Here is a 25,621-nt window from a genome sequence, read left to right on the forward strand (position 1 = left end):
TCACGTACCGTTCGCCGGCAGCGAGACGGTGAAGGTGCTGCCCCGACCCGGCTCACTGGACAGTTCGAGCGTGCCACCGAGCAGAGTGGCCAGCCGCCGGGCGTACGGCAGTCCGAGGCCGGTGCCACCAGCCCGGGACGGCCCCGGCACCTGGTAGAACTCCTCGAAGACCCGCTCGTGGAACTCGGCCGGGATGCCGGCGCCGGTGTCGGTCACGACGAGCTTCCAGCTGTCGCCGGACCGCTCGGCGCGCAGCCGCACCTCGCCCCGGGTGGTGAACTTCAGACCGTTGTGCAGCAGGTTGCGCAACACCTGGGCGAGCAACATCTCGTCGGTACGGATGGTGGCGGGCGAGGGCGGTTCCTCCACCACCAGCCTCACGTCGGGGACGCTGTGCAGGGCCCGCAGGGTGCCGCGCAGCTGACCGAAGAGGGCACGCAGGTCCACTTCGGCCCAGTTCGGTTCGAGTCGGCCCGACTCCGCCTTGGCCAGGTCCAGCAACTCGTTGACCAGCGAGAGCAGATCCGAGGCCGAGGATCGGATGAGGCCCACCTGGCGTTCCTGCTCAAGAGTGAGCGGGTCGGACGCGGCGTCGGTGAGCAACCGGGCCAACCCGATGATCGCGGTCACCGGTGCCCGCAACTCGTGGCTGACGTTGGCCAGGAAGCGGCTCTTCGACTCGCTCGCCGAGCGCAGCTGCACCGACTTCTCGTCCAACTCGGCGTACAGCGCCACCACACCCCGGTTGGTCTCCTCCAACTCGTCGGTGAGCTGATGATAGAGCGCCAGCACGCCTCGGTTGGTCTGCTCCAGTTCCTCGTTGAGCCGCGCCAGTTCGTCACGTTGGCTGCGTACCTCGTCGAGGGCGGCGATCAGTTGCGAGTTCTGGGTGGCGAGTTCCTCCTCCGCGGTGCCCGGCACGCTCTGCCCGAGCTGGGCACGCAGTTGCTCGACACGCTGTGGCGTCAGCGCCTGCGCGGTGACCGGGATACGTCGCGACATCCTCACGACCGTATCCCCCGCTGCGGCCACCACGCTTAACGTGTCCACCAGGCGTGCCACCGCACCGGACTGCGGCTCGTACCGCCGGTCGGGCAGCGGGCTGACCGGAACGAGGTCGACTCGCAGGTGTTGCCGGCCGTCCGGAGCTGCGGTGATGGCGAACAGCACGTCGGCGCCGCCGACGCCGCGCAGCAGATCCCGGGCCACCTCGCTCAGGGCGGTGGCGATCCGGACCTGGTCCTGACGTTCCAGGCCGACCGCGGCGGCAACCTCCCGGCCCCGCTGGCGGACCACGAAGATGTCCTGCTCCACCCGCAACGCCATCTGCAACAGCGGTTCGTGCTCCATCACCAGGGCCTCGCCACCAGTACGCCGGCGTCGTCGCGGCGGATGCCCGCGTCACGTAACAGCGTGGCGGCCACCACCAGCGGCGACCGCCCGGTCAGGCCGGGATAGTCGGCGAGCCGCCAGCGATCGACCACCCCGTCACTGTGCATGATCAGCAGGCTGTCGGCGTCGAACGGGTAGTCGTACTGCCGGATCGTCGGGCGTTGGTGCCCGGCGATACCGGGCAGCGAGACCAGCCCTCGCCGCCGGCCATCCCCGGTGGCCACCACGCCGCTGATGTTGCCGAGCCCGGCGTACCGCAGCAACCCGGCCGCCGGGTCCGGCTCGGCCACGGCGAGCGCCGCGCCTCGGGTGTGCGACAACGCCCGGTGCAGGTGGCTGACCACCTCGGCGGGGGCGGCCGCCGGGGCGGCCCGGAAGGCGGCGAGCGCGGCATCGGTGGCGGCGGCGGCCAGCGGCCCGTGCCCCAGGCCATCGGTGACCAGCACCTGACGGCGCTCGCCGATGCTCCGCCAGGCGTACCCGTCCCCGCTGATCGTCTCCCCGGTCAGCGGCCGGATGACTCCGCCCACCCAGGGTCGTGCGGTTTCCGCGTCGGCGAACACCTGCACGGCGATGACCGTTCCTCGACCCGGCTGCGAGTACGCGTCGAACCAGCTGGCCTGCCGGACGATCGCGCCCAGGCCGATGCCGAGCGTGCCGGTGGTCGAGTGGCCGTCGCGGGCGGAGTCGACGAGATCGATCATGCCCGGCCCGGAGTCGATCGCGACCAGTTCCACACCGGCGTCCAACTCGCGGCGTACGGGTCGAAGCAGCAGCAACCCGTCCTCGGCGTGCTTGATCAGGTTGCTGGTCAGCTCCGCCGCGACGATGGCCAGGTCGGCGATCCGGCTGTCGGGCAGGCCCAGCTGCTCGCCCAACCGTTCGGCGGCCCGCCGCAGGGCGCTGCCGGGACTGCCGGTCTCCACCCGGAACCAGGTGCCCCGGTCGGTGACCGGCTCGGCCGTCAACGGGACCACTTGGTGATCGTGATCCGGGTGCCCTGACCGGGGGCGGTCTGGATGTCGAACTCGTCGACCAACCGTCGGGCACCGCTGAGGCCGAGGCCGAGGCCGCCGCCGGTGGTGTACCCGTCGGTCAGCGCCAGCTCCAGGTCGGCGATGCCGGGCCCGGAGTCGGCGAAGACGATGGTGATGCCGGGGCGGCGGCCATTGTCCACTGCGGTCACCTCGACGGTGCCCCCGCCGCCGTAGACCAGGGTGTTGCGGGCGAGTTCGCTGGCCGCGGTGACCACCTTGGTCTGGTCGACCAGGGACAGCTTGACCGCCACCGCCACCGTACGCACCAGTTGGCGCACGCGTACCACGTCTTCGTCGCTGCCGACCGTCTGCGCCTGCGGTCGGCTCAGGTCGACTCCGCTGGTCACGGCGACGCCGTCGGCTCAGCGTCCGAGCTGTGGTCGAACTCGTCGTACTCCTGGTCGCGGTCGGCGGCGATGAGTTCCATCCCCCGCTCGACGTTCAGCGCGGTACGGATGCCGTTGAGCGACAACCCCAGCTCGACCAGTGTGATGGCGACCGCCGGACGCATCCCGACCACCACCGTCTCCGCGTCGAGCACCCGGGAGATCGAGGCGATGGTGGACAGCATCCGCCCGACGAAGGAGTCGACGATGTCCAGGGCGGTGATGTCGATGATCACACCGTGGCAGCCGGTGGCGACGATCCGCTCGGCCAGGTCCTCCTGGAGCGCGACGGCTGTCTGGTCGGACATGTCGACCTGGATGGAGACCAGCAGAATGTCGCCGATCTTGAGAATCGGCACCCGCTCCATCAGGCCTCCCGGCGCGGCTGGCGGCGGCCGGTCTCGACGCCGGTGAGCCGCAGCACGTGTCGCAGCGCGTCGGCGAGGCTGGCCTTGGTGGCGATGTCACCGAACTCGATGCCGAGCGCGACGATGGTCTGGGCGATCTGCGGCCGGATGCCGGAGATGATGCAGTCGGCACCCATCAGCCGGGCCGCCACCACGGTCTTCAGGATGTGCTGGGCGACCTGGGTGTCCACCGCCGGCACGCCGGTGATGTCGATGATCGCGTACGGCGAGCCGGTGTCGACAAGGGTCTGCAGCAGCCGCTCCATGACCACCTGGGCGCGGGCCGAGTCCAGGGTGCCGACCAGCGGCACCGCCACCACGCCCTCCCAGAGCTTGACCACCGGGGTGGACAGCTCCAGCAGCTGCTCGGCCTGGTCGGCGATCAGGCTCTCCCGGGTGCGCACGTAGCTCTCGAAGGTGAACAGGCCCATCTGGTCGACAAGCGTGCCGAAGGCGACGTAGTCGCGCAGCGTCCCGGCGCTCTGGTCGGCCTCCATCACGCTCAGCAGGGCGTCCTTGAGGGCGAACACACCGGTGGCGGTCTCGGCGGCGGAGAAGCCCTGGCGGGCCTGCCCCCGGGACACCTCCGCTAGGACTGCGCGCAGCTCGGTCGCCTCCTCGGCAGCCAGGTCGGTGAGCCCCTTGCCGAGCGCGTCGACCAGGGCCCGGTGCAGCTCCTGCACCTGCTGGCGCAGCTCGGCCTGGCTGAGCCGGCCCCGCAACTGTCCGGCGACGACCTCGGTCCACCGTTGCGTGACCTGATCGACATGACTGGTCAGCAGACCGGCCAGCCGGCTGCTTTCGTCAGCGCTCAGCGCCATGACATAACCCCCTCGACCTGGACCGGCCGGACTCTATCACCGAGCACCCGAAAGTTACTTGCCCCACGGCAAGCGAATGGCGGCAGCCACTCGATCTCGTGCCCGTTCTGCGTACCGGGGCTTCGGTGGGATAACGTTCCACCGATAAACAGGAGGTCTGGCGAATGTCCTTGACGGTGCACACGGAACAGCGCGGTGACGTGGTCGTAGTGGCGGTCGCGGGCGAACTGGACATGGCCACCGCGCCCCAGTTGCAGGACCAGATCACCGACCTGCTCGACAAGGGCCGCAGCCGGCTCGTCTTCGACCTGTCGGAGGTTTCGTTCTGCGACTCCACCGGCCTGTCGGTGTTCGTCCGCGCCAAGAACAGCTGCGACGAGGCCGGCGGAGTGGTGCGCCTGGCCGCACCGCAACGCGGGGTGCTGCGCATCCTGGAAGTGAGCGGCCTGGTGGAGGTGCTGCACACCTATCCCACCGTCGACCAGGCGGTGGCGGGCGAGCCCACCCCGGCCTCCTCCTGATTCCAGCCCCTCAGCGCTCGTCCTCGATGTAGCGAGGGCGGGCGATCACCATGCCCGCACCCGTCTGCACCGCGAGGGCGAGCAGCAGGAAACCGATCGGCGCCGTCCAGCCTCCGGTGCTCTCGTAGAGGATCCCCACCAGCAGCGGTCCCAGCGCCGCGATCACATATCCCGCGCTCTGCGCGAAGGCCGACAACGCGACAGTCCCGTCGGCGGTGCGGGCCCGCAGGCCGATGGTGGTCAGGATCAGAGGGAAGGCTCCCTGGCCCAGGGCCAGCAGCAGCACCCACAGCACCGCCGCGTCCCGGGGTGCGAGGGCCAGGCCCAGGTAGGCCAGCGTCGAAGCGGCGGTCAGCGCGAACACCAGCAGCCGCAGGTTCTTCAGCCGACCGGCCAGCGTCGGCATCAGCAGCGCGATCGGCACCCCGAGCGCGGTCACCGCGGCGAGCAGCAGCCCGGCGTCCTGCGGACGGAAACCCGCGTCCCGGAAGAGTTGGGCCAACCAGCCCATGATCGCGTACCCGCTGAGCGACTGCGCGCCGAAGTAGACCGCCATCGCCCAGCCGAGCCGGGTACGAGCGGGCCGGATGATCACGCGGGCCACACCGTCGCGGGTCGCCCGCCGCGCGTCGGTGCCGCGACTGCGCAGCGCCGCCGGCAACCACGGGAGTACGGCGACCAGCGCGAGCCCCGCCCAGACGCCCAACCCCGCCCGCCAGGAGCCGAAGGCGTGCGCCACCGGCACCGCAGCCGCCGCAGCCACCGTCGTGCCCGCGACCAACGCCATCGAGTACGCCCCGGTGACCAGCCCGGTGCGGTGCGGGAAGTACTGCTTGACCAGCATCGGCATCATGATGTTCGCCACCGCGATCCCGGCCAGCGCGAGCGCGCTGGTCAGCAGGAACACCACGGCGGACCCGGTGACCGCCCGCAGCACCTGACCGACGGCGAGTGCCAGCATCCCCAGCACCAGCAGACGGGCCGTGGACAGCCGGCGCACCAGCCACGGCGTGGCCGCCCCGAGACCGGCGAACGCGATGGTGGGCAGGGTGGTGACGAAGCCGGCCATCGTGCCGGAGAGCGCCAGGCCGACGCGTACCTCGTCGAGCAGGGCGCCGAGGCTGGTGACGGCGGCCCGCAGGTTGAGCGCCACCAGCAGCATCCCGACCAGCACCAGCAGGCCACCGTGGGCGCGAGGCGCGGTCGGTTCGCTTGTCACGGGTACGACCTCGGCACCCTGGGTGATCGAAGTGTCTGCCGTGGATGGCCCGTCGGCGGTCGTCGACCCGGCGGCGGTGGACGTCGGGACAGCGGGGGTGCCAGCGGGCGACGAGGGCATGACCTCGAACCTACAATCATGGGATGAATTCGGGCGAGAGGTTGTAACCAGTGCCACCGGCAGTTGATTCCGCCCCGGCACCGCAGTTGGCGAAGCTGGGCATCCCCGCCGCACCGCCCCGCGGGCAGCGGATCCAGGAGACGATCACCCAGCTGCGCCAGTGCATCCTGGCCGGCGAGTGGCCGGTGGGCAGCCGGATCCCGACCGAACCACAACTGGTCGAGGCGCTCGGCGTCGGGCGCAACACGGTGCGCGAGGCGGTCCGGGCCCTCGCGCACGCCGGGGTGCTGGAATGCCGGCAGGGCTCCGGGACGTACGTCATCTCCACCGACGAACTCGCGCCGGTGGTGGCCCGTCGGCTGACCGACGACCGGATGGCCGAGGTGATCGAGGTACGCCGCGCCTTCGAGGTGGAGGCGGCACGGTTGGCCGCTCGTCGGCGTACCCCTGCGGACCTGGCCGCCCTCGACGACGCGCTCGCCGCCCGCGAGGCGGCCTGGCGCGGCGGCCGGGTCGCCGAGTTCGTCGAAGCCGACGCGGCGCTGCACACGGCGGTGGTCGCGGCGGCGCACAACGGCATGCTCGCCGAGCTGTACGCCTCCATCGGCGCCGTCATGCGCCGCACCGTCACCCAGGCGATGGGCGGTGCCCTGACCCCGGACCGGCATGTCGACCACGCCCGCCTGGTGGCCGCGATCCGGGCTGGTGACCCGGATCTCGCCGCCCGGGAGGCCGCCGCCTTTCTGGAGCCCGACCCCGGGGCATAGGTTGGCCCCTGACGAACACGGGACCTCTCGGGAGTACGGATGCTCAAGGGCTTCAAAGACTTCATCATGCGCGGCAACGTCGTCGACCTCGCGGTCGGTGTCGTCATCGGTGCCGCGTTCACCGGACTGGTCACAGCCTTCACCAGTTCGTTCCTCCAGCCGGTCATCAACCTGATCGGCAAGGGCCCGGCCAGCGAGGGCGCCCAGTTCGAACTAGGGGAAAACAACCCGGTCACCTGGGGAGTCTTCGTCAACGCGCTGATCACGTTCCTGCTCACCGCGGCGGCGCTGTACTTCCTGGTCGTCTTCCCGATGAACAAGCTCGCCGAGCGCCGCAAGCGGGGTGAGGAGCCGCCGCCCGCCGCGCCGAGCGAGGAGGTCAAGCTGCTCACCGAGATCCGCGACGCCCTGGTCGCCGCCGGCCGCACCACGCCGGCCCAGCAGCGCAGCGCCCTGGACGACGTCCTCGGTTCGCGGGAGGAACCGCCCACCGGTCGCTGAACCCGGCATCCGCACATCACCCCTGGCGGGATTCCTGCCAGGGGCCACTCCGAGTCGAACACATGTTCGATAGAGTCCGCGCCATGGAGCAGCGAAAGCACTGGTGGAACGGGAAGTGGGGGCGCCTGGCCCGACGAGACGTCTTCCTCCGCACGGATGCCGACCGGTGGTACGTCGAACAACGAGCCGGCGGCGCCGAGGGAGTCTCCCGCTTCTACGAGTACGACACCCTCGACGACGCCGAGGAAACCATCCGCGCCCTGCTCCACCCCACCGACCCCTGGCGCGAACTCTCCCCCCGCCCCCACCCACCGCGTTGATCAAGAAGTTTGCGTCTCGATCGGGCCCAGCGCCGACGCAAACTTCTTGATCAACATGGTCGGGGGTGGGGTTTAGGGGGGTGGGGGAGGGGGAAGGGGGTGGGGATGGAGCAGCAGGGGATCGATCAGCGGGGGATTGTCTCGCGGGTGACCACGGGGATGCGGGTGGTGGATGTTGCCGGGCGGGACGTGGGGACCGTCGATCTTGTGCAGCGTGGTGATCCGAACGCGGTGACGGTGCAGACGCCGACCGCCGATCCGGGCGGCAGTCTGGACGAGTTGATCGAGTCCGCGACCCCCGAGGAGCCGGACGTCCCCGCCGACCTGGCCGCCCGGCTGCTGCGTACCGGTTATCTCAAGGTCTCCACCGACCTGGTACCGACCGGCGCCGTCTACGTGCTCGCCGACCAGATCGCCAGCGTCACCGACCACGAGGTTCTCCTCGACGCCCTGACCGCCGACCTCCCCGCCGAGGAGTGACCCCCACCCGCGCCCTAGCGGTCGACGGCCAAGGGCTTCGGACGAAGCCCTTAACGGTCGACGGCCAAGGGTTCGACGAAGGCCCTAGCGGTCGATCGCGTGATCAACGCTTTCCTGGCGCGGGGCGGGAGGCGCGGACGGCGTGGGTGGCTCGGACGGCGTGGGTGGTGCGGGAGTGGGCGGGGTGGTGGAGCGACGGCGGAAGATCAGGAGCATCAGGCAGCCGGCGATCAGTCCCCAGAATGCGCCGCCGATGCCGGCCAGGGATACGCCGGAGGCGGTGACCACCAGGGTGACGACGGCCGCCTCCCGGGCGTCGGGGTCGGCCAGCGCCGAGGTCAGGGCGGTGGCCAGCGCACCGAGCAGGGCCAGCCCGGCGACCGCCTCGATCAGCACCGGCGGGGCCCAGCCGACCAGGGTGGTGACCGCACCGGCCCCCAGCCCGAGCAGGGCCAGCCCGGCACCGTTGGTCACCGAGGCGATCCACCGGCGATTCGGGTCGGGGTGCGCGTCCGGCCCGGCGGCGAGGGCGGCGGTGATCGCGGCCAGGTTCACCGCATGTCCACCGGCCGGCGCGGCGACGAGGCTGGCCAACCCGGTGGCCCGCAGCGCCGAGCCGAGTGGCGGCCGATAGCCGTAGCCGACCAGTACGGCCGTGCCGGGCACGTTCTGCGCAGCCATGGTCACCAGGAACAGCGGCAGCGCCAATCCGATCATGGCCGGCAGGCTCCACTGCGGCACGGTCACCTCGATCACCGGCCGCAGTCCCCCGCCACCGCCGCCCGACGTGGTCAGTGCGATCGCACCGGCCGCCACCACCAGCGCCCCCGGCACCGCCCAGGGGCGGGCGAAGCGGTGCAGCACCAGCCAGCACACCAGCACCGGGGCAGCCAGCAGGGGCACCTCGACGAGCGCGCGGACCGGCGCGGTGCACAGTGGCAGCAGTACTCCGGCGAGCATCGCCCCGGCGATCGGTTTGGGAATCGCCGCGACGGCCCGGCCCAACACCGGGAAGTGTCCGGCGGCCACGATCAGCAGCCCCGAGACGAGGAACGCGCCGACCGCCGCCGGCCAGCCGCCGGGCATCGGCCCGGTGGCCACCAGCAGCGCCGCACCCGGCGTGGACCAGGCCACGCTCATCGGCAGCCGGTGGCGCAGGCCCAGCCAGGCGGCGCACAGGCCAGAAGCCAGACAGAGTACGAGCAGCCCCGAGGCAGCCTGACTCTCGGTGGCCCCGACGGCCCGCAGACCGGCCAGGACCACGGCGAACGAACTGGCGAACCCGACCAGCGCGGCCACCCCGCCCGCCAACACCGGTTGCATGCGACCCGCCATACCCTACCCTCAATCGTTCCGTTTACGGAACAGCGCTGTGTAGCACGATAGCGGGGTGCCGTACTCACCAGCATCAGGCCCCCTGACGGCCAACACCCCTGGTCAACCCGCCGCGGCCGACGACGATCCCGCGGCGATCGGACGCCGGGTCCGCGCCCTGCGCGAGGCCCGCGGAATCTCACTGTCCGCGCTGGCCCGGCAGGCCGGGGTGGGCAAGGCGACCCTCTCCGGACTGGAGAACGGCACCCGCAACCCCACCCTGGAGACGCTGTACGCGATCACCGCCCAACTCGGCGTACCGCTGACCGCCGTCCTCTCCGCACCGGCGAGCGGGGCGACCGTACGCGGGGCGGCGGTCAGCGCCACCCTGCTGGAGGTGTTCGAAGACTCCGACGTCACCTACGAGCTGTACCGCATGCGGGTCGCACCCGGCCCGGGCCAGCTCTCCCCCGCACACCAGGCCGGAGTCACCGAACATGTCACGGTCTTCACCGGCGTGCTGCGCGCCGGCCCGGTGGACGCCCCGCTGACCGCCGCCGCCGGCGGGCACCTCCGCTGGGCCTCCGACGTCCCACACGTGTACGCCGCCGTCGGCGACGAGGAAGTGACAGCCAGCCTCCTCCTGCGCTACCCCCGGAAGTAGCAGCCACAGCCCGACCGCCAGGTTCGCGGGTTCGTCGCCTGCGCCGGGAGGATGTCGCGCGCTCGCCGAAGTGAGCGCCGGCAGCAGCCGCGCACCGTATCGCCGAAACGGCGGGATCCGGAGCAGCGGGATACCCCCGTATCGGCGAAACGGAGTCGATCAGCGCTCAGCCGTCGACGACGGCGGTCGGTGGGGTGAGTCCGGCGGTTGGTGGGGTGGCGGTGAGTCGCTGGCGAACGGCCCAGAGCGCCGCCTCGGTACGGGAGGCCGCACCGGTCTTGCGCAGCAGGTTCGACACGTGCACCGTGACCGTCCGGACCGAGATGCCGAGGGCGCGGGCCACCTGCTTGTTGGACATCCCGGCGACCAGGCAGTCGAGCACCTCGACCTCCCGACCGGTCAACTCGGCCGCCGCAGCGACCCGAGGACCAGGAACTGCAGCGGCCGAACCAGGAACGGCCGGACCACCAGCGGTCGAAACAGCACCCGCCGGACCGAGAGTCGCCGCCGGACCGAGAGTCGCCGGACCGGCAGCGGCGGGAGCGGCAGCGGAGGAGGCGGGCGGGGTGAGGAGCGTGTCGGGGTCGGCGTGGGCGGCGAGCAGTTCGGTGAGGGCGTACGGGTTGCCGGCGGTGTGCTGCCAGACCCGGTGCACCAGCCGGGCGTCGGCGGCCGAGTCGGCGTACACCTGGTGCAGTACCTCGGCGACCTCGGCGGGGCGCAACGGGCCGAGATGCTGGCGCACGACGCCGCGTACCCCGCAGAGGCGGGCCAGGGTGCGGCCGGTGAGGGCGGGTGCGACCGCGTGTGCCGCGGGCCTGGTCGCGACCATCAGCAGGGCCGGCAGTCCGTCGGCGGTGGCGAGTTCGCCGACGAGGTTGAGGCTCGCCGGGTCCAGTGCGTGCAGGTCCTCGACCACGAGCACGGCCGGGCCGGTGCCGACCAGCGTCCGGACGGTCCGTACGGCGAGCCGGAGCAGGGTGCCGGGGGCGTAGCGTTCACGCGGCGCGGTGGGCTGCTGAGCGAGCCAGGCCAGCGCGTCGGCCGGAAGATCGAGTCGGCTGGTGTCGCGTCCGCTCAGTACGGCGGCCAACCAGTCGTACGGGGCGGGACTGTGCACCCGGGCGGTGCCGCTGAGCACCACGTCGGGCCGGGGCGTGAAGCCGTCCAGGGCGGCGGCGACCAGCAGGCTCTTGCCCACGCCCGCGCCGCCGGTGACGACCGCGACAGCCGGCGACCGGCGGTGACCGTCCACCACGGTGGACCACGCTCGGCCCAGCTCAGCGAGCTCACCGGCGCGCCCGACCATGGACACCGGCAACATTCCTCAACCCTACGCAGTAGTGCGTAGAGACGCGGGACAGGTCTTCTTGGCAAGCTTGACCCATGACGCTGATCCTCCGCTCGGCCATCCTCAACGACATCGGCCTGGTTCGGACCAACAACGAGGACTCCGCGCTCGCCGGCGAGCGCCTCGTGGCGGTGGCCGACGGCATGGGTGGGCTTCCTGCCGGTGAGGTGGCCAGCGAGATCGTCATCCGGATCCTGGACGAGCTGATCCCGCCCACCGCCCCGGATGCCGCCGCCGACGCGTTGCGCGCGGTGGTGAGCACGGCCAACCAACGCATCCATGCCGCGATCGTCGCCGACCCGGCCCGCGACGGCATGGGTACGACCCTGACCGCGGCCCTGCTCGCCGGGAACACGCTGGTGCTGGCCCAGGTCGGCGACTCCCGCTGTTACCTGCTCCGCGACGGTCGGCTGACCCAGTTGACCCGCGACGACACGTTCGTGCAGGCGCTTGTCGACCAGGGGGCGCTGACGCGGGACCAGGCCCGGCATCATCCGCAGCGGTCCCTGGTGACCCGAGCGGTGCAGGGCGCGGACGCACCGCCGACGATGGGGATGTTGACGATCGCTGCGGGCGATCGGCTGCTGCTGTGCAGCGACGGGCTCTCCGACTATGTGACCGACGACGCGATCGCGGCCACCCTGGGGCTGCACGCCGACCGCCACCAGTGCGGCGAGCAACTGGTCAAGCTCGCCCACCAGGCCGGCGCGCCCGACAACGTCACAGTCGTGATCTCCGACGTGGTCGACGACTGAGGCCGACCGCAGTCACCGGCCGGGTTCCATGGCCCGGCCGGCGGGCTCAACTAGGTAGTTGTGCCATCTAGGTAGCGCCACTAGGGTTCGGCGGGTGGATTCCGACCGTCGCGGGCAGTGGCTGCGGGGAGTGCTCGACCTCTGCGTGCTCGCCCTGCTGCGCGACGGTGAGTCCTACGGTTACGAACTCGCCCAGGCGCTCGACGCCGCGGGCGTCGGGCCGATCCAGGGCGGCACGCTCTACCCGGTGCTGCTCCGGCTGCAACGCACCGGCCTGGTCACCGCGCAGTGGCGGGCCGGCGAGTCGGGCCCGGCGCGCAAGTACTACCAGCTCACCGACGACGGGCTGGCCGCGCTGCGCCACGGCGGCAACGCCTGGCTGGCGTTCGTGGCACCGGTGAACGGTATCGTCACGAAGGGGGTCGACGGGTGAATGCCGACGAGTGGCTGCGGGTCTTCGCGGCCGAGTTGCACCAGCGTCGGGTGGCGGACGACGCCGCCCGGCACGTGGTCGCCGAGGCCGCCACGCACCTGCGCGAGGGCGGCGGCGACCCGTGGCTGGTCTTCGGCCCGCCGCAGGCGTACGCGGCCACGATCGTGGAGAGCATCGGCACCGCGCCCCGCCCGCGCCCCGGCCCGGTACGGCTGGACGCCCGGGGCATCACCAAGCGGTACGGCCGGCACACCGTGCTGCGGGACGTGGCGCTGACCGTACGGGCCGGTCAGATCGCCGCCGTGGTCGGTGCCAACGGCTGCGGCAAGAGCACCTTCCTGCGGATCTGTGCCGGGCTGGTCTCGCCGGACGCCGGTGCGGTGACCGTCTCCGGTCGCCTCGGCTTCTGCCCCCAGCAGGGCGGCACCGCCGACTTCCTGCTCCCCGACGAGCACTTCGTGCTGGTCGGCGCCGGTCAGGGGGTGGCCCGGGGACCGGCCCGACGCGCCGGCCGGGCGGCGGCCCGACAGCTCGGCTGGGACGCCCAGGGCGACGTGCTCGCCCGGCACCTCTCCGGCGGTACGCGCCAGAAGCTGAACCTGACCATGTCCACCCTCGCCGCCCCGGACGTGCTGCTGCTCGACGAGCCGTACCAGGGCTTCGACCAGGGCAGTTACGTCAACCTCTGGGATCAGTTGATCCGGTTGCGCGACGAGGGACGGGCCATCGTGGTGGTGACCCACCTGCTCAACCAACTCGACCGGGTCGACGTCGTACTCGATCTGACCACTGGCAACCCGGGAGGCCACTGATGAAGCCGATGCTCACCGTGGCCGAGATGACGTTGCGGGAACTGGCCCGGCGTCGGGGCGTACTGCTGCTTCTGCTGTTGATGCCGTTCGTCTTCTGGCTGATCCGGCGGGACTCCTACGTCGGGCAGTCGATCCGCGCGCTGCTGCTGGGGATCAGCTGGGCGGTGAGCACGGCGGCGCTCTTCGCCACCAGCGCCGCCCGCGAGCTGGAACCTCGGCTGCGGCTCGCCGGCTACCGCCCGCACCACCTCTACCTCGGTCGGATGCTCGGCCTGTGGCTGCTCGGGTTGGCCGTCTCGGTACCGTTCTTCCTGCTCACCGTTGTCGACGCGAACAACCTGCGGTACGCCGGGATCGCGGTGGCGATGCTCTGCTGCGTGGCCGTGGCGGCGCCGTTCGGCATGCTGATCGGTGCCCTGCTCCCCCGCGAGCTGGAAGGCACCCTGCTGCTGCTCACCGTCGTGGCCATGCAGATGCTGCTCGATCCGGCCAGTCCCGGGTCGAAGCTGACCCCGTTCTGGTCCAGCCGGGAGATCGCCACCTGGGCGGTGGACCACACCGACGGCGGCTACCTGACCCGGGGTCTGCTGCACGCCGTCGTGGTCACCACGCTGCTGATCGTGACGGTGGCGGGTGTGTTCGGCGTCCGGCTGCGGCGTCGCCGGCATCTGCACCACGTACCGCTTACCTGAGCGACGTCCGGGGGCAGATTTGTCGCCATTCACCGCCTAACATCACCAAAGTGCGTCTGAGATCCCCCGCCGTGGTCGTACTCGGCGTCACAGTCACCGTCCTGTCCGCCTGTGGGCCGTCCGTGCCCCGCGCCGATCCGCGCAGCGGCCAACCACCGGCGGTCGACGCGGCACCCGCATCGAGCGCAGCCGCCGCCGAGCAGAGCGGGCAAGCCGTGCCGCAGGCGGCCAGCGCCAGCCCTTCCGCCAGCGCCAGCGCGGTGCCCTCGGCGACCCCCACCGGGGGTGGCCGCAAACCGTCCGGCGGTGCGGTGGCCGTGCCGGCGGCGGGACAGGCGGTGGACACCTCGCGACCGACCCGTACGGTCGGCACCGGCACCCCGGCCAGCTGCACCTCGGCGGCGGTGGTCCGGGCGGTGGCGGCCGGCGGCATCATCACCTTCGACTGCGGCCCCGACCCGGTGACCATCAAGATGACGGCGACGGCCAAGGTGCGCAACGCCAACGGCCCGCAGGTGGTCCTCGACGGCGGCGGCAAGGTCACCCTCAGCGGTCAGGGCCAACGCCGCATCCTCTACATGAACACCTGCGACGCGTTGCAGGGCTGGACCACCTCGCACTGCCAGAACCAGGACCATCCCCGGCTGACCGTGCAGAACCTGACCTTCGCCGACGGCGACGCCACCGGCCAACGCACCGACGGCGGCGGCGGTGGGGCGATCTTCGTCCGGGGCGGCCGGTTCAAGGTGGTCAACTCGCGCTTCGTCGACAACCGCTGCGACCGGACCGGCCCGGACCTCGGCGGTGCCGCCATCCGGGTCCTCGACCAGCACGACAACCAGCCGGTGTACGTGGTCGGCAGCACCTTCGTCGGCGGCTCCTGCGCCAACGGCGGCGCGCTGAGCAGCATCGGCGTCTCCTGGGTGGTGCTCAACAGCACGCTGCGCGACAACGCGGCCGTCGGCGAGGGAGCCAACCCGGCCCGTTCCGGCACCCCGGGCGGCGGCAGCGGCGGCGCGATCTACTGCGACGGCAACGAGTTCTCGGTACGCATCGCCGGCACCACCATCGAGGACAACGACGCCAAGGAGGGCGGCGGCGCGATCTTCTTCGTCAGCAACGACCGCACCGGCACGCTCCGCATCGAGGACTCGACCCTGCGCCGCAACCCCAGCCACGGCTTCGAGACCTACCCGGGCATCTTCTACCTGGGCTCCGGCAAGCCCACCTTCACCCGCTCCACCCTGCGCTAGTAGGGGTTGCTGTGGCCGGCCGGGCGGGCCCGGACGAGCCCGGCCGGGCGACCGGGCAGGGTGGGTGTGGCGGACAGCGGCGGGCTGTCGGTGTGGGCACGATCGGCCATGCCGGCGACGAGTTCCTTGAGGGCGTCGACCGCGTTGACCCGGGGTCGCCAGCCCAGCTCGGTCTCGGCCCGGTGGCTGGACATCAGGGGTACGTTCAACGCCAGCTCCACCCAGCCGGCGTCGATCGGTTGCAGCCGGGCCCGCCAGGTCAGCGCCGCGGCGGCACGCAGCACCGGGGCGGCCACCGGCACCGTCCAGCCGTGGAAGTGCCGGGCCACCAGCTCCGGGGTCAGCACCGGGTCCGCGGCGACGTTGAAGGCACCGCGCGCATCACCCAGAATCGCCCGGGCGTACGCGTCAGCCACGTCGTCGGCGTGCACCGCCTGCATCCGCAGCCGCCGGTTGGCCGGCACCAGCGGCAGCCGTCCGTACCGCAGCAGCCGCACCGGCACCAGCGGCCCGAGGAAGTACCGCGCGATCTCGGTGCCCGCCTCCCGCTGAAAGATCAGCCCGGGCCGCAGCCGCACCACACGTAACCCCGGATGGGTCCGCTCGATCCCGTCGAGCATCTCCTCGACCGCCGCCTTGTCCCGGCTGTACGACGACTCGACCACCCCGGTCGCCGGCCAGCGCTCGCTCACCGGCGCGTTCTTCGGCCCCGGCGCGTACGCGCCGACCGACGAGGCGTACACCAGCGCCGGCACCCCGGCGCGCAACACCGCGTCGACCACCGCCCGGCTGCCGTCCACGTTGGTCCGGCGTAACACGTGCTGGTCGTGGCTGGGTTGGATCTGCCAGGCCAGGTGCACCACCGCATCGGCCCCGGCGAAGACGCCGGTCAACTCGTCCGCTGCACCCGGCAGACCGATGTCACACGAGTGCCACCGCACCCCGTCGTACGGCTCACCGGCCCCCGCATGGGGCAGCCGCCGTGCCACCCCGACCACCTGGATGTCGCGCTCGCGCCGCAACCGGCGCAGCAGCGCCGTACCCATGTTCCCGCTCGCCCCCACCACCACGATGCGCATGCCCGGTCCGTACCCGATAAGTGGCTTTCCAACCACGCGACGTGTCGGCGCCTTCCGGAGGCACCTCACCGGGCGAGCAGGGCACCGATCAGGCAGACGAAGGCGGCGACCGAACTGACCGCCCGGATCAGGTTCCACCGCACCCAGGGTCTCTCGAACCGACGTCGGATCGCCGCCAGGTCGGTGGTCCCGTCGACCGACCTGGCGGCGTCCAACTGATCGTTGAGCGGCACGTTCGACCGCATCGTTACAGCGAAGGTGATCGAATGGCAGACCAGTGCCACAACCAACCAACCCAGCACCGCGCCGCCGACACTGAGGTGACCGAGCACAGCCACCACCACCAACACCGGCCCACCGAGGAACACCGACAGGAACCAGCCGTTGAGGATCTTGCGGTTGATCGACTGCATGGCACCGATCAAGGTCCGATCGTCGGTCGCCCCCAGACCCGGCATCACCGAGCAGGCGTACGCGAAGAACAGCCCCGCCACAAGCCCGGTACTGAACGTCGCCCCAGCCAGTACGACGATGCGGATCGACTCCGGCATGCTCACCCTCCCCGTGTCGCAGTGCCGACCGGCCCGATCCTGCCAGCCGGATGCGAATCGCCTGTCGCGTCGCCCTTCTGGGGGTGGCTCCCGTTCGACCTGATGCAGCTGTCGGGTGCGCGCCTGGGGGCCTGAGCATCGCGCGCCGGGCCGTGGGGGTCAGGTAGCCTGTGGGCCGCGGGCCGCTAGCTCAATGGCAGAGCTGTGGACTTTTAATCCATAGGTTCAGGGTTCGAGTCCCTGGCGGCCCACCACACACCGCCGATGAGCTGCGATAAGGACAAGCGAAGATCGTCGGGCACAACGAGGGCGCAACTCAGATCCGATCTTGACCGGTGAAGGCTTCCCGCCACTCGCTGCCTGCCTGCCACAGAAGGCCGCCGACCAGGCCACGGGATGAGCCTTCTTCGGCATTCAATGGACGTAGGTATCCAACGTGATCCGCAGGTTGGCGGCCAGTGCCCGTGTCAGACTCGGCCGCGTGGTGTCAGCGGAGCGGTCGCAGCAAGCCCGTTCAGTGGTCGACCTGGTCACCGCGTGGGTGGCTGAGCGCGAGGACGTGGGTGGAGTGGTGGTCGTCGGCTCCTGGGCGCGCCAGGCCGCGCGCATGGACTCGGATATCGACATCGTCGTCCTCACTGACAACCCGCGTTACGCGGAGGCGAGCGTCTGGAAATACCTGCTCGATGGCGAAGTCGTCCGGTTGCAGCAATGGGGGCCACTCAGGGAAGTTCGGGTACGGCGTCGGTCAGGATTTGTGGTCGAAATTGGCGTTGTCCCGATGAGCTGGGCAGACACCGACCCGGTCGACCCCGGCACCCACCGGGTCATCAGTGACGGCCATAGCGTCCTGCATGATCCGGCAGGCCGGTTGGCCGCTCTCTCGGCCGCCTGTCGTACCCGGAGTGGGGCACACAGGGGTCATAAGACGCTGTGAAGCTCCGTCAACCCGCCACCAACGACCGCAGATCGAGACGCCTCGCGAGCAGGCATCGAGCGCGGTTGCCGCCGCTGGGACTCTTGGTCGGATACTGGCCGGATGGCGGAGGAGCAGATCGTCGGGTTGACGCGATGGACGATCCACGGTGAGCGGGTGGTGGATGGTAGTCGGCGGGCGCAGTTGAGCATCGCAGATGTCGAGTTGCCGGATGGGGTGCGGTTCGAGCAGTACGTGATTCGGGCGCCTCGGTCGGCGATGGTTGCGGTGCTTGACGGTCAGGGGCGGTTGTTGCTGATGCGGCGGCACCGGTTCGTATTCGACCGCTGGGTGTGGGAGCTGCCGGGCGGTTACGTGGATGAGGGTGAAGAGCCGGCGGCGTGTGCGGTCCGGGAGGTTGAGGAGGAGACCGGTTGGCGTCCGGGTGCGGTGGAGCCGCTGCTGGCGTTCCAGCCGTGGGTGGCGACCGCCGACGCGGAGAACCTGCTGTTTCTAGCCAGAAGTGCCGAGCACATGGGTACTCCGGTGGATGTCAACGAGGCTGAGCAGGTTGCCTGGATTCCGTTGGAGGAGGCACGGCAGCTCGTCTCCCAGGGCGAGATCGTGGGTGCCGGTACGGTGATCGCGGTGTTGGAGCTGGTCGCGCGTGAGGCCCGGGGTGAGTTGTAGTCAGCGGCGTTGGCCGAGGGTCGCATCGATCCGGGTGATGAAGTGTCGTACGGCTGGTCGGCGGCGGTGTGGCATGAGGTCCGTTTGCAGGTCGCGTATGTAGCGGACGGCGCGTGCGGACTTCAGTTGGGTGGTCAGGGTGAGGGCTTGGCCGCCGATGACGCTGGCGCGGTCGGGTTCGCCGTGGCGGGCTTGGGTGGTGGCCAGGAGTGCGAGGTTGAAGGCTTTGCCGCGTACGTAGCGTTCGTCCATGTGCAGGGATCGGGCGGCGAAGCGTTCGGCTTGGCGGTGTTGGCCGAGGGCGTTGAAGCAGTGGCCGAACTTGGCGGACAGGTATGCCTCGTCGAAGTAGCCGAGCCACTGCGGGTCGCCGCTGCGGTCGGCTCGGTCGAGGGCGTGTTCCGCCTGGTGTAGTGCGGTGGCGCAGGCTTGTTCGTCGCGGGCGGCGGCGTGGGCGTGGGCTTCCATGACCAGCGCTTCGGCGGTCAGCACGGTGATTCCGGCGCGGTGTGCGGTCTGTCGGGCGGCGCGGGCGAGGTCGACGGCGGTGGCGGTGTGGCCGAGGTAGGTGGCTTGGTGGCTCATCGCGGCGAGGATCTCGGCACCCAGGCCGGCGTCGTCGGCGTTTCGGGCTAGGTCGAGGGCATGGGTGAGGTAGCGCTGGGCGAGGCCGTGTTCGGCCATGTCGTACGCCTGCCAGCCGGCGAGTTGCGTCAGCTCGGCGACGGCGGTGAGCAGCTTGCGGCCGGTTGCTGGATCGTATCGGCCTTCGGTCATCAGGGGCGTGACCTCGTGGTGGAGGTAGCGGGTGACGTTGGCGCGGGCGTGGCCGCCGCCGTGCTGGTTGTCGAGTCGCCGGTAGGTGGCGGTCATCTCGCGGATGGTGTCGATGTCGGGCTGACCGACCTTTCGGCGACCTTCTTGTGTGACGGGTTGGGTGCTGGTTGCGGTGAACCAGCGCAGGGCGGGCAGGGTGTACGCGGCGGAGCTGAATACGGTTTGGCGAAGCAGTTCTCGACGGTTCACGTCGCCTTCCCATAACTGTGCGGCAGCGCGGACGTCCTCGTGCCAGGAGCGGTTGGCCGGTAGATCACTGTGTCGGGTGTTCCGGTGGTCGGCCATGTCCGCGCGATATGACCGCTGGCGAGGCGCGAGGCCGAGCGTCATCCGTGCCTCGTCGGGCATGGCGCAGCCGTCGGCGATGCGTTCCAGCACGTCAATGGAGGTCACCTTCCGGCCGGCGATGATCCGACTGACGTAGCCCTGCTCCAAGCCGACGGCGGCCCCGATGCGGGTCTGACTCGCGCCCGTATGCCGAGTAAACAGCCGGAACAGGGCACCGATGTCGCGGGCAGCAAGAGCCGCGCGTATGTCCTGGCGCGACCAGAGGTCTTCGGGAACCCGTAAATGATCGAGCGGCACAGCGGCTCCAAGCGTCGTCGGACGACTACTCATGGTGCTCGATCTGGAGCCTAGGGATGTTGTCCGGGCAGGTCGAGGCCACTCATGTCACCGTGACATGACCAGCCGACATGGCCGCCGCGCCTGGTCCGGCGGAATCGTCTCGGACATGTTCTTCGATGCCGACAACGCGCTGGTGCTGGCGTGGGCAGACACTCGCCGCGACTCAGCAGCCTCCGTCGGGTCCGCCCTGCCGACACAGGGCGAGGAGGCGGGATCGTGACGCTCCGACCGAACCTGTACGTGCTGATCCGGTGGCTACTGCGGCAGCCCGAGCCACCACCGCCGCCGGGGACCGGACAGCGGTACCAAGACGCCGAGCAGGCGGCGGCTCAGCGACGGCTGCTCGACCAGGCCGCACGCCTGCGCTCCCACGGCAACCCCAGGCCGACATGGGACATGCCGACCGATCGACACCATGGGCCTGGGTCGGTGGAACTTCCGTGAGCAGAAACGTGGCCGGTTCAGCCGGCCGGTCAACTCCCAGAGGCCAGCGTGTCTCGTACGACGAGTACCTCTCCGCCACGGCGTTGACGTTCGCGCGGCGGCATCGGCCGGTCTGGTCCTGGCAGAAGTGGCGGCGGATCTGCCGCTGCGGAGCCGATCTGCCCTGCCACGCCCGGCACCGCATCCCCATCAACCGTGGCCACTGGCCGGGAGAGGAGGCGCAGTGAAAGACGACCAGGAGCATGTGATCCTGGCCGTACACGTCCGAGGGCTCGACGGCATGTGCGTCGGCTGCCGGGCGTGGTGGTCGCGGCTGGCCCCGTACCCGTGCTGGCAGGTGGACTGGGCCACCAGCCGGCAGGCCCGCGCGAGCGTCGCCCGATTCCTGAGCGGTGTACGGTGACCACCCACGGCCCGGTAATGCCGATCTGGAGCTGCGGCGGCTGCGACCTTCCCTGGCCCTGCCCCACCCGGAGGCGAGAGCTACGCGCGGAGTACGCGGGCGCTCCGGTGTCGCTGGCGCTCTACCTCGGCGTCTGTCTCGTGCAGGCCGCCGAGGACATGCCCTGGGCACCGGCTGGCGCGCTGCACCGACGGTTCATCGGCTGGGCCAGACAGCCTGCGGAAGTACAGCGGCGAAGTACAGCAATGGGCGACACGAGCCGCGTCAGCGGCGTACGGTGACCTTTGCGCTGGTGGCCTTGCCGTTCGCGTGGCCGGGCTTGCGGGCGATCACCGTGACGGTGAGCTTCTTGCCGCGCATCTTCGAGGTCAGCTTCAGCGTCTTGCCGGTCGCTCCCTTGATCAGCTTTCCGTTGAGCCGCCACTCGTACTTGTAGGAGTCCACCTTCGGCGACCAGGTGCCGACCAAGGCCTTGACCTTTCGGCCGACCTTGGGCGTACCGCTGATCTTGGGCTTCTTCGTCGCCTTGGGGGCCTTGCCCTTGGCGACCGCGGCGGTGGCCTTCGAGGTGGCCTTGCCGTTCGGGTGACCGGTCCGGATGGCGGTCACGGTGACCGTGAGCTTCTTGCCGAGCAGCGCGGCCGGAATCTTGAGTGATGCGCCGGTGGCGCCCTTGATCGCGGTGCCGTTCGCCGCCCACTGGTACTTGTACGAGGTGGCGCTGGGCGTCCAGGTCCCGGTGCTGGCCTTCACGGTGCTGCCGACGGCGACCGTGCCGGTGATCGTCGGCAGCTTCGTGGCCTTCGGGGCGGGCGGTGCGACGATCTGGAATCTGCTGCCCCACTTCACCGTGCGGCCGAGTTCGTCGTGCGGGGTGAGCCGGACTGTCGCCGGACCGGTCGCCACGCCAGTCAGGTCGACGTACACCTGCACCATCGAGCCGCCGCCGGTCAGGTGGTAGAGCTGCGCGGGTACCGGCTTGCCGTCGGAGGGGATGACCTCGATGAGGTCCTGCCTGTGCATGCCGTAGCCGGTCAGCTCCAGCAGGTGCACCTCGCCGGTGGTCACCGAACCCGGGGTGACGTGGTCGAGGGCGATCAGGCGGCGTTTGAGCTGGAAGCGGTGTTCGGTGACATCGGAGGTGCTGCCGGTGGCCGTCACACTCCAGAGGAGCACCTCGTGGGCGCCGTCCGTCGGCGGCGTCCAGGACACGGTCGCCGTTCCGTCCGGGCCGGCGGGAACGGCGATCGACGGTGCGCCGTTGATCCGGTACCGGAACTCCGTCGTGCCGGGCATGCCGGCGGTGAAGGTGAAGGTGCCGGGCCATACCCGGCCGACACCGTTCGACGGGAAGTCGGTCGAGGTGACCACCGGACGGTTGGAGACCGACCAGAGGATGATGGCGCTGTTCGTCTGCACCCCGGCGGCGTCGCGGGCGAAGATGTTGATGTAGTGGGTGCCCCTGACGGTGGGCATGAGTTGGAACGTGGCGCTGCCGTCGGCCGCCGGCGTCAGGATCTGTCGGCTGTTCTCGTCGGAGTTGACGGTGACCACGTACTCGACGGGGTTCGCCATGCGGGTACGGGCGATGAAGGTGGTCGGTGTCACCCAGCCCACACCGGGGATGCGCGACACGGTAGGCGCCGCACCGTCGACGGAATAGGAGACGTACCGGCTGGCGGAGACGGTGCCGTCGGCGCTGACACTGTGCACCAGGAGGTTGTCGATCTCATGGTGGACGGCTGTCCAGGTGAGGTCCGCGGTCCCGTCCGGGCGCGCGGCCACCGTGCCGGTGTTGTACGTCTTGTGCACCCGGTCGCGCAGGCTGTAGGTGTAGGAGACGACGTCCGGTCGACCCGGCCGCAGGCGTACCGTCCGCGACTCGCCGACCACCACCTTCGCGCCGTCCTCGCCGCGATCGACCAGCCGTGGGCCGTCGTCCACCTTGAACGTGTAGGCCGTTTCGCTCGGTTGCGGAGCCTCGGGGGTCACGTCCCGGACGTAGAGCGTCTGCAGACCCGCCTGAGTTGGGGCGACCGACACGTAGCCCAGGCGATCGACGGCCGGGACAGTGCCGGAGGGGCCGTCGTCGCCGAGCCGCCAGGCGAAGGCCACCGTGTCGGTGCCGTACGTCAGGAAACGGAAGGTGCCCGCCACCCCGATGGTGTAGTCGAGGTTGGGCGAGTTGGGATACATCGGATACTCGTCCGACGACACCGCCGGTGGGCGTACGGCCTGCTCGGATTGCAGTGTGGTCCCGGCTGCCGAGGCGGGTGTGACCACCGCTACGGCACCACCGGAGCCGGCGAGTGCCGTCACCGTCAGCAGTGCCACGATCCGTCGAGCTGAGCGCGAGCCGATGCGCATCCGTCCCCCATGTACCGACCGGGCGATGATCACCCGGGCAGGGTGATATTGACAGACGCCAGACGGTACGGACAAGGCGGATGTGTGCCCGCTCCGGTGGATTTCGACGTGGCGGATCCACCACACACTCAGAGGCCAGCCCTGCGGCCTGCCCAAAGCCAGAACGCCATAAGTGCCGTGCCAACCACGCCGATCGCGAGAATCCCCTCGCGGGGCAACTCGCGCGACACCGGTGCCGGGGCGCAGCCGGTCGGCCAGTAGTCCACCGTCAGGTCGCTGTGTAGTCGGGGCAGCCGGCTGCCATCGAACTGCGAACTCCTGAGGCCGCAGACGACCGCCCCGTCCGGGGTGTCGACTCTGACCAGGGCGACGAACGGTCGACCGATGCTGTCCTGTTCGATGGAGATCACGGTGGCCGGGCGCAACTCCCCGGTCGGCGAGGGCGGCCCCAGGTCGGCGAAGATCCCGGCCGCCAGGATCCACAGGGAGGCGAACAACCCCGCGACGGGCACTGCCGGATAGATGCGGGGGCGCATGACGGTGAAGTTAGTGCGAGCGGTCAAACCCTGAGCGTCATCGCGCCGTGGTCACTGAGCGACGGTGGGGAACCCGTCGGTGAGCGCCGCGATGGCGCGGTGGAGTCGGCCGGCGGCCACCGGGCTGGTGCCGTCGGTCAACGCCAGGTGGTGCAGCACTCCGGTCACGACCAGGGCCAGCGCCTCCGGGTCGGCGCTCGCGGGCAGCCGGCCCAACTGCTGCTCGGTGGTGAGGTAGCGGGCGATCGCCCGTTCGACCGGTTGCAGCCCGGCGTTGCCGTCGCCCAGCACCGACTCGACGCCGGCGGTGATGCCGGGTCGGTACGCCATCAGCCGGGTCATCGTCACCAGCGTGTCCAGCGGGAGCGCCTGGCCGATCTCGCTGAGGTTCTCGGTGACCGTCGCGCTGCCGGCGCGGGTCGGGAGCCCGGCCACTGCGCTTGCGAGTTGGAAGCTGCGGTCGACGGCGTAGCCGACGAGGAACTCGTCGAAGTTCGTGAAGTGGCTGAACAGCAGCCCGGTGGCGACGCCGGCCTCGCGGGTCACGGCCCGGCTGGTGAGCCGGCTCGGCCCTTCGCCGACGATGACGCGCTCCACGGCGGCGAAGAGGTGCTGCCGAGGTTCGGGGGTGGCGACTCCGCGCGGCATACCTCTGATCTTAGGCCCAGGCCGGGCGGCTTCAGTTGCCTCGCATGAGCAAGTGCTCATACTATTTGAGCGTACGCTCATTCTTGGGAAGGGATACCGCATGAAGCGAGCGGTGATCGTCGGCGCGGGCATCGCCGGTCTGGCCGCGGCTACGCGGCTCGGCCGCGACGGCTGGCGCACGACCGTGGTGGAGCGGGCCCCGGGCCGGCGCAGCAGCGGCTACCTGGTGAACCTGCTCGGGTCGGGGTACGACGCCGCCGAGCGACTCGGCCTGCTCCCCGCACTCTCCGACCGCGCGCTGGGCTCCTTCTCCACCGTGCTGGTTCACGCGGACGGCCGGCCGAAGTTCACCGTGCCGGCGGCCCTCGCCGAGGCCACCCTCGGCCCGCGCGCCATGACGGTGTTCCGGGGCGACCTGGAAGCCGCGCTGTACGACGCGGCCCGCGAGCACACCGAGTTCCGCTTCGGCACCACCGTCACCGCGATCGACCAGGACGTCGACCGGGTACGGGTCACGCTCAGCGACGGCAGCACCGAGGAGGCCGACCTGCTCGTCGGTGCCGACGGGGTGCACTCCGCCACCCGTGCCTCCGTGTTCGGCGCGCAGTACCGGGTCGACCTGCCGTACGTGGTGGCAGCGGTTCCGCTCGCCGAGCCGGTGGCGGAAGTGCCCGAGTCGTCGGCGACGACCTTCATCGGACCCGGCCGTACGGCCGCGGTCATCAGCCTCGGGCCCGGCAGATCCTCGGCGTTCTTCACCTACCGCTGCGAGGACCCGGGGCGGGAGGTGGCGCGGGGTGCCCTCGACGCCCTGAGGGCGGCCTTCGCCGACCTCGGCGGGGGCATACCCGAGGCGCTGCGGCAGCTGGCCGAAGATCCGACCGGCGCCTACTTCGACCAGGTCAGCCAGGTGGTCATGCCCAAGTGGAGCGACGGCCGGGTGGTGTTGCTCGGCGACGCGGCCTGGTGTGTCACCCTCTTCGCCGGGCACGGTGCTGCCCTCGCCCTGGCCGGCGCGGACCGGCTCGGCACCGCCCTGAACCGGCCCGACCAGGACATCCCGGCCGCCCTCGCCGGTTGGGAAGCGTCGCTACGACCGGAGGTCGTCAAGCGACAGGCACTCGCCCGTCGCGGCATGCACCAGTACGCCCCACCGAGCCGTGTCCACGTGTGGCTGAACGACGTCACGATGCGCGCGATCACCCTGCCCGGCGTACGTGGTGTGCTGCGGCGCGCGGTCGAACGGCAGAACGGCTGACGCGTCCGGTTGTCGAGGGC

The 25,621-nt window shown here is 70.7% G+C and carries 29 protein-coding genes, 1 tRNA gene and 1 pseudogene; 17 read left to right on the forward strand and 14 right to left on the reverse strand.

What is annotated here, in order from left to right:
* The 5 genes from JMF97_RS11755 to JMF97_RS11775 are packed head-to-tail and all read right to left on the reverse strand — an operon-like array spanning position 1 to position 4,043.
* Positions 1–1,350 carry a sensor histidine kinase gene (locus tag JMF97_RS11755; protein ID WP_238359307.1) on the reverse strand — a complete coding sequence of 450 codons (1,350 nt, stop codon included), beginning with the start codon at positions 1,348–1,350 and terminating at the stop codon, positions 1–3.
* Positions 1,350–2,369 carry a SpoIIE family protein phosphatase gene (locus JMF97_RS11760; RefSeq protein ID WP_203221620.1) on the reverse strand — a complete coding sequence of 340 codons (1,020 nt, stop codon included), beginning with the start codon at positions 2,367–2,369 and terminating at the stop codon, positions 1,350–1,352. The genes JMF97_RS11755 and JMF97_RS11760 overlap by 1 nt, the downstream gene beginning before the upstream one ends.
* Positions 2,357–2,776 (reverse strand): ATP-binding protein, encoded by a 420-nt coding sequence (locus JMF97_RS11765; RefSeq protein ID WP_203221621.1) that lies wholly within the window; start codon positions 2,774–2,776, stop codon positions 2,357–2,359. Before JMF97_RS11765 ends, JMF97_RS11760 begins: the two co-directional genes overlap by 13 nt.
* A complete protein-coding gene (locus JMF97_RS11770; RefSeq protein WP_203221622.1) occupies positions 2,773–3,183 on the reverse strand; it encodes an STAS domain-containing protein in 411 nt (136 codons plus the stop codon). Before JMF97_RS11770 ends, JMF97_RS11765 begins: the two co-directional genes overlap by 4 nt.
* On the reverse strand, positions 3,183–4,043 hold the full coding sequence (locus JMF97_RS11775) for an STAS domain-containing protein (RefSeq protein WP_203221623.1): 861 nt from the start codon (positions 4,041–4,043) through the stop codon (positions 3,183–3,185). The genes JMF97_RS11770 and JMF97_RS11775 overlap by 1 nt, the downstream gene beginning before the upstream one ends.
* Before the next feature lie 164 nt (positions 4,044–4,207).
* Between JMF97_RS11775 and JMF97_RS11780 the strand changes: the two genes are divergently transcribed.
* Positions 4,208–4,564: an STAS domain-containing protein gene (locus tag JMF97_RS11780; protein WP_203221624.1), complete on the forward strand. Its 357-nt coding sequence runs from the start codon at positions 4,208–4,210 to the stop codon at positions 4,562–4,564.
* Between the two features lie 10 nt (positions 4,565–4,574).
* On the opposite strand, the gene JMF97_RS11785 is transcribed toward JMF97_RS11780, so the two are convergent.
* Positions 4,575–5,903 (reverse strand): MFS transporter, encoded by a 1,329-nt coding sequence (locus tag JMF97_RS11785; protein ID WP_238359234.1) that lies wholly within the window; start codon positions 5,901–5,903, stop codon positions 4,575–4,577.
* A 50-nt stretch (positions 5,904–5,953) separates the two neighbouring features.
* On the opposite strand from JMF97_RS11785, the gene JMF97_RS11790 reads away from it, so the two are divergent.
* The 4 genes from JMF97_RS11790 (at position 5,954) to JMF97_RS11805 (ending at position 7,971) form a co-directional block, all read left to right on the forward strand.
* Positions 5,954–6,670, forward strand: a complete 717-nt coding sequence (locus JMF97_RS11790) for a FadR/GntR family transcriptional regulator (protein ID WP_412101278.1) — start codon at positions 5,954–5,956, stop codon at positions 6,668–6,670.
* A 39-nt stretch (positions 6,671–6,709) separates the two neighbouring features.
* Complete coding sequence (gene mscL, locus JMF97_RS11795) at positions 6,710–7,171, forward strand: large conductance mechanosensitive channel protein MscL (RefSeq protein ID WP_203221626.1); 462 nt, start codon at positions 6,710–6,712, stop codon at positions 7,169–7,171.
* Positions 7,172–7,254: 83 nt separating this feature from the next.
* The gene (locus JMF97_RS11800) at positions 7,255–7,491 is read left to right on the forward strand and encodes a hypothetical protein (RefSeq protein ID WP_203221627.1); all 237 of its coding nucleotides are present in this window, start codon (positions 7,255–7,257) and stop codon (positions 7,489–7,491) included.
* A 105-nt stretch (positions 7,492–7,596) separates the two neighbouring features.
* The gene (locus JMF97_RS11805) at positions 7,597–7,971 is read left to right on the forward strand and encodes a hypothetical protein (RefSeq protein ID WP_013730952.1); all 375 of its coding nucleotides are present in this window, start codon (positions 7,597–7,599) and stop codon (positions 7,969–7,971) included.
* Positions 7,972–8,055: 84 nt separating this feature from the next.
* Here JMF97_RS11805 and JMF97_RS11810 read toward each other — a convergent pair whose 3' ends face one another.
* Entirely contained in the window at positions 8,056–9,294 is a 1,239-nt protein-coding gene (locus JMF97_RS11810) for a benzoate/H(+) symporter BenE family transporter (RefSeq protein WP_238359235.1), read from the reverse strand.
* 67 nt (positions 9,295–9,361) lie between these two features.
* Here JMF97_RS11810 and JMF97_RS11815 point away from each other — a divergent pair, with 67 nt between their 5' ends.
* A complete protein-coding gene (locus JMF97_RS11815) occupies positions 9,362–9,949 on the forward strand; it encodes a helix-turn-helix domain-containing protein (RefSeq protein WP_307816881.1) in 588 nt (195 codons plus the stop codon).
* A gap of 166 nt (positions 9,950–10,115) precedes the next feature.
* Here JMF97_RS11815 and JMF97_RS11820 read toward each other — a convergent pair whose 3' ends face one another.
* A complete protein-coding gene (locus JMF97_RS11820; protein WP_203221629.1) occupies positions 10,116–11,273 on the reverse strand; it encodes a helix-turn-helix domain-containing protein in 1,158 nt (385 codons plus the stop codon).
* Positions 11,274–11,335: 62 nt separating this feature from the next.
* Between JMF97_RS11820 and JMF97_RS11825 the strand changes: the two genes are divergently transcribed.
* The 5 genes from JMF97_RS11825 (at position 11,336) to JMF97_RS11845 (ending at position 15,245) form a co-directional block, all read left to right on the forward strand.
* Positions 11,336–12,055 (forward strand): PP2C family protein-serine/threonine phosphatase, encoded by a 720-nt coding sequence (locus tag JMF97_RS11825; RefSeq protein ID WP_013730948.1) that lies wholly within the window; start codon positions 11,336–11,338, stop codon positions 12,053–12,055.
* A gap of 94 nt (positions 12,056–12,149) precedes the next feature.
* A complete protein-coding gene (locus tag JMF97_RS11830) occupies positions 12,150–12,488 on the forward strand; it encodes a PadR family transcriptional regulator (RefSeq protein WP_126712662.1) in 339 nt (112 codons plus the stop codon).
* A complete protein-coding gene (locus JMF97_RS11835) occupies positions 12,485–13,300 on the forward strand; it encodes an ATP-binding cassette domain-containing protein (RefSeq protein WP_203221630.1) in 816 nt (271 codons plus the stop codon). The genes JMF97_RS11830 and JMF97_RS11835 overlap by 4 nt, the downstream gene beginning before the upstream one ends.
* Positions 13,300–13,992, forward strand: coding sequence for an ABC transporter permease (locus JMF97_RS11840; RefSeq protein WP_203221631.1), 693 nt, complete (start codon positions 13,300–13,302; stop codon positions 13,990–13,992). Before JMF97_RS11835 ends, JMF97_RS11840 begins: the two co-directional genes overlap by 1 nt.
* Positions 13,993–14,042: 50 nt before the next feature.
* Positions 14,043–15,245: a hypothetical protein gene (locus JMF97_RS11845; RefSeq protein WP_412101277.1), complete on the forward strand. Its 1,203-nt coding sequence runs from the start codon at positions 14,043–14,045 to the stop codon at positions 15,243–15,245.
* Here JMF97_RS11845 and JMF97_RS11850 read toward each other — a convergent pair.
* Both JMF97_RS11850 and JMF97_RS11855 read right to left on the reverse strand, forming a co-directional pair.
* The gene (locus JMF97_RS11850) at positions 15,242–16,324 is read right to left on the reverse strand and encodes an NAD-dependent epimerase/dehydratase family protein (RefSeq protein ID WP_203221632.1); all 1,083 of its coding nucleotides are present in this window, start codon (positions 16,322–16,324) and stop codon (positions 15,242–15,244) included. The genes JMF97_RS11845 and JMF97_RS11850 overlap by 4 nt on opposite strands.
* Before the next feature lie 65 nt (positions 16,325–16,389).
* Positions 16,390–16,875, reverse strand: coding sequence for an anthrone oxygenase family protein (locus tag JMF97_RS11855; protein ID WP_203221633.1), 486 nt, complete (start codon positions 16,873–16,875; stop codon positions 16,390–16,392).
* 179 nt (positions 16,876–17,054) lie between these two features.
* On the opposite strand from JMF97_RS11855, the gene JMF97_RS11860 reads away from it, so the two are divergent.
* The 3 genes from JMF97_RS11860 (at position 17,055) to JMF97_RS11870 (ending at position 18,481) form a co-directional block, all read left to right on the forward strand.
* Positions 17,055–17,129, forward strand: a tRNA-Lys gene (locus JMF97_RS11860).
* 227 nt (positions 17,130–17,356) lie between these two features.
* Positions 17,357–17,812, forward strand: a complete 456-nt coding sequence (locus tag JMF97_RS11865) for a nucleotidyltransferase domain-containing protein (RefSeq protein ID WP_203221634.1) — start codon at positions 17,357–17,359, stop codon at positions 17,810–17,812.
* A gap of 102 nt (positions 17,813–17,914) precedes the next feature.
* A complete protein-coding gene (locus JMF97_RS11870) occupies positions 17,915–18,481 on the forward strand; it encodes an NUDIX hydrolase (protein WP_203221635.1) in 567 nt (188 codons plus the stop codon).
* On the opposite strand, the gene JMF97_RS11875 is transcribed toward JMF97_RS11870, so the two are convergent.
* Positions 18,482–19,903 (reverse strand): helix-turn-helix domain-containing protein, encoded by a 1,422-nt coding sequence (locus JMF97_RS11875; RefSeq protein WP_203221636.1) that lies wholly within the window; start codon positions 19,901–19,903, stop codon positions 18,482–18,484.
* Positions 19,904–20,000: 97 nt separating this feature from the next.
* Here JMF97_RS11875 and JMF97_RS11880 point away from each other — a divergent pair, with 97 nt between their 5' ends.
* Complete coding sequence (locus tag JMF97_RS11880; protein WP_203221637.1) at positions 20,001–20,165, forward strand: hypothetical protein; 165 nt, start codon at positions 20,001–20,003, stop codon at positions 20,163–20,165.
* 279 nt (positions 20,166–20,444) lie between these two features.
* Positions 20,445–20,792, forward strand: a pseudogene (locus JMF97_RS31990) (hypothetical protein); the annotation flags it as partial.
* 264 nt (positions 20,793–21,056) lie between these two features.
* Here JMF97_RS31990 and JMF97_RS11895 read toward each other — a convergent pair.
* From JMF97_RS11895 to JMF97_RS11905, 3 genes are all read right to left on the reverse strand, one after another.
* A complete protein-coding gene (locus tag JMF97_RS11895) occupies positions 21,057–23,126 on the reverse strand; it encodes a hypothetical protein (protein WP_203221638.1) in 2,070 nt (689 codons plus the stop codon).
* A 161-nt stretch (positions 23,127–23,287) separates the two neighbouring features.
* Positions 23,288–23,722: a hypothetical protein gene (locus tag JMF97_RS11900; RefSeq protein WP_203221639.1), complete on the reverse strand. Its 435-nt coding sequence runs from the start codon at positions 23,720–23,722 to the stop codon at positions 23,288–23,290.
* Between the two features lie 24 nt (positions 23,723–23,746).
* Positions 23,747–24,343, reverse strand: a complete 597-nt coding sequence (locus tag JMF97_RS11905) for a TetR/AcrR family transcriptional regulator (protein WP_203221640.1) — start codon at positions 24,341–24,343, stop codon at positions 23,747–23,749.
* A gap of 100 nt (positions 24,344–24,443) precedes the next feature.
* Between JMF97_RS11905 and JMF97_RS11910 the strand changes: the two genes are divergently transcribed.
* On the forward strand, positions 24,444–25,601 hold the full coding sequence (locus JMF97_RS11910; RefSeq protein WP_238359239.1) for an FAD-dependent oxidoreductase: 1,158 nt from the start codon (positions 24,444–24,446) through the stop codon (positions 25,599–25,601).
* The last annotated feature ends 20 nt before the right edge of the window (positions 25,602–25,621 follow it).

This window comes from Micromonospora fiedleri, assembly GCF_016774385.1.
Classification (GTDB): domain Bacteria; phylum Actinomycetota; class Actinomycetes; order Mycobacteriales; family Micromonosporaceae; genus Micromonospora; species Micromonospora gifhornensis.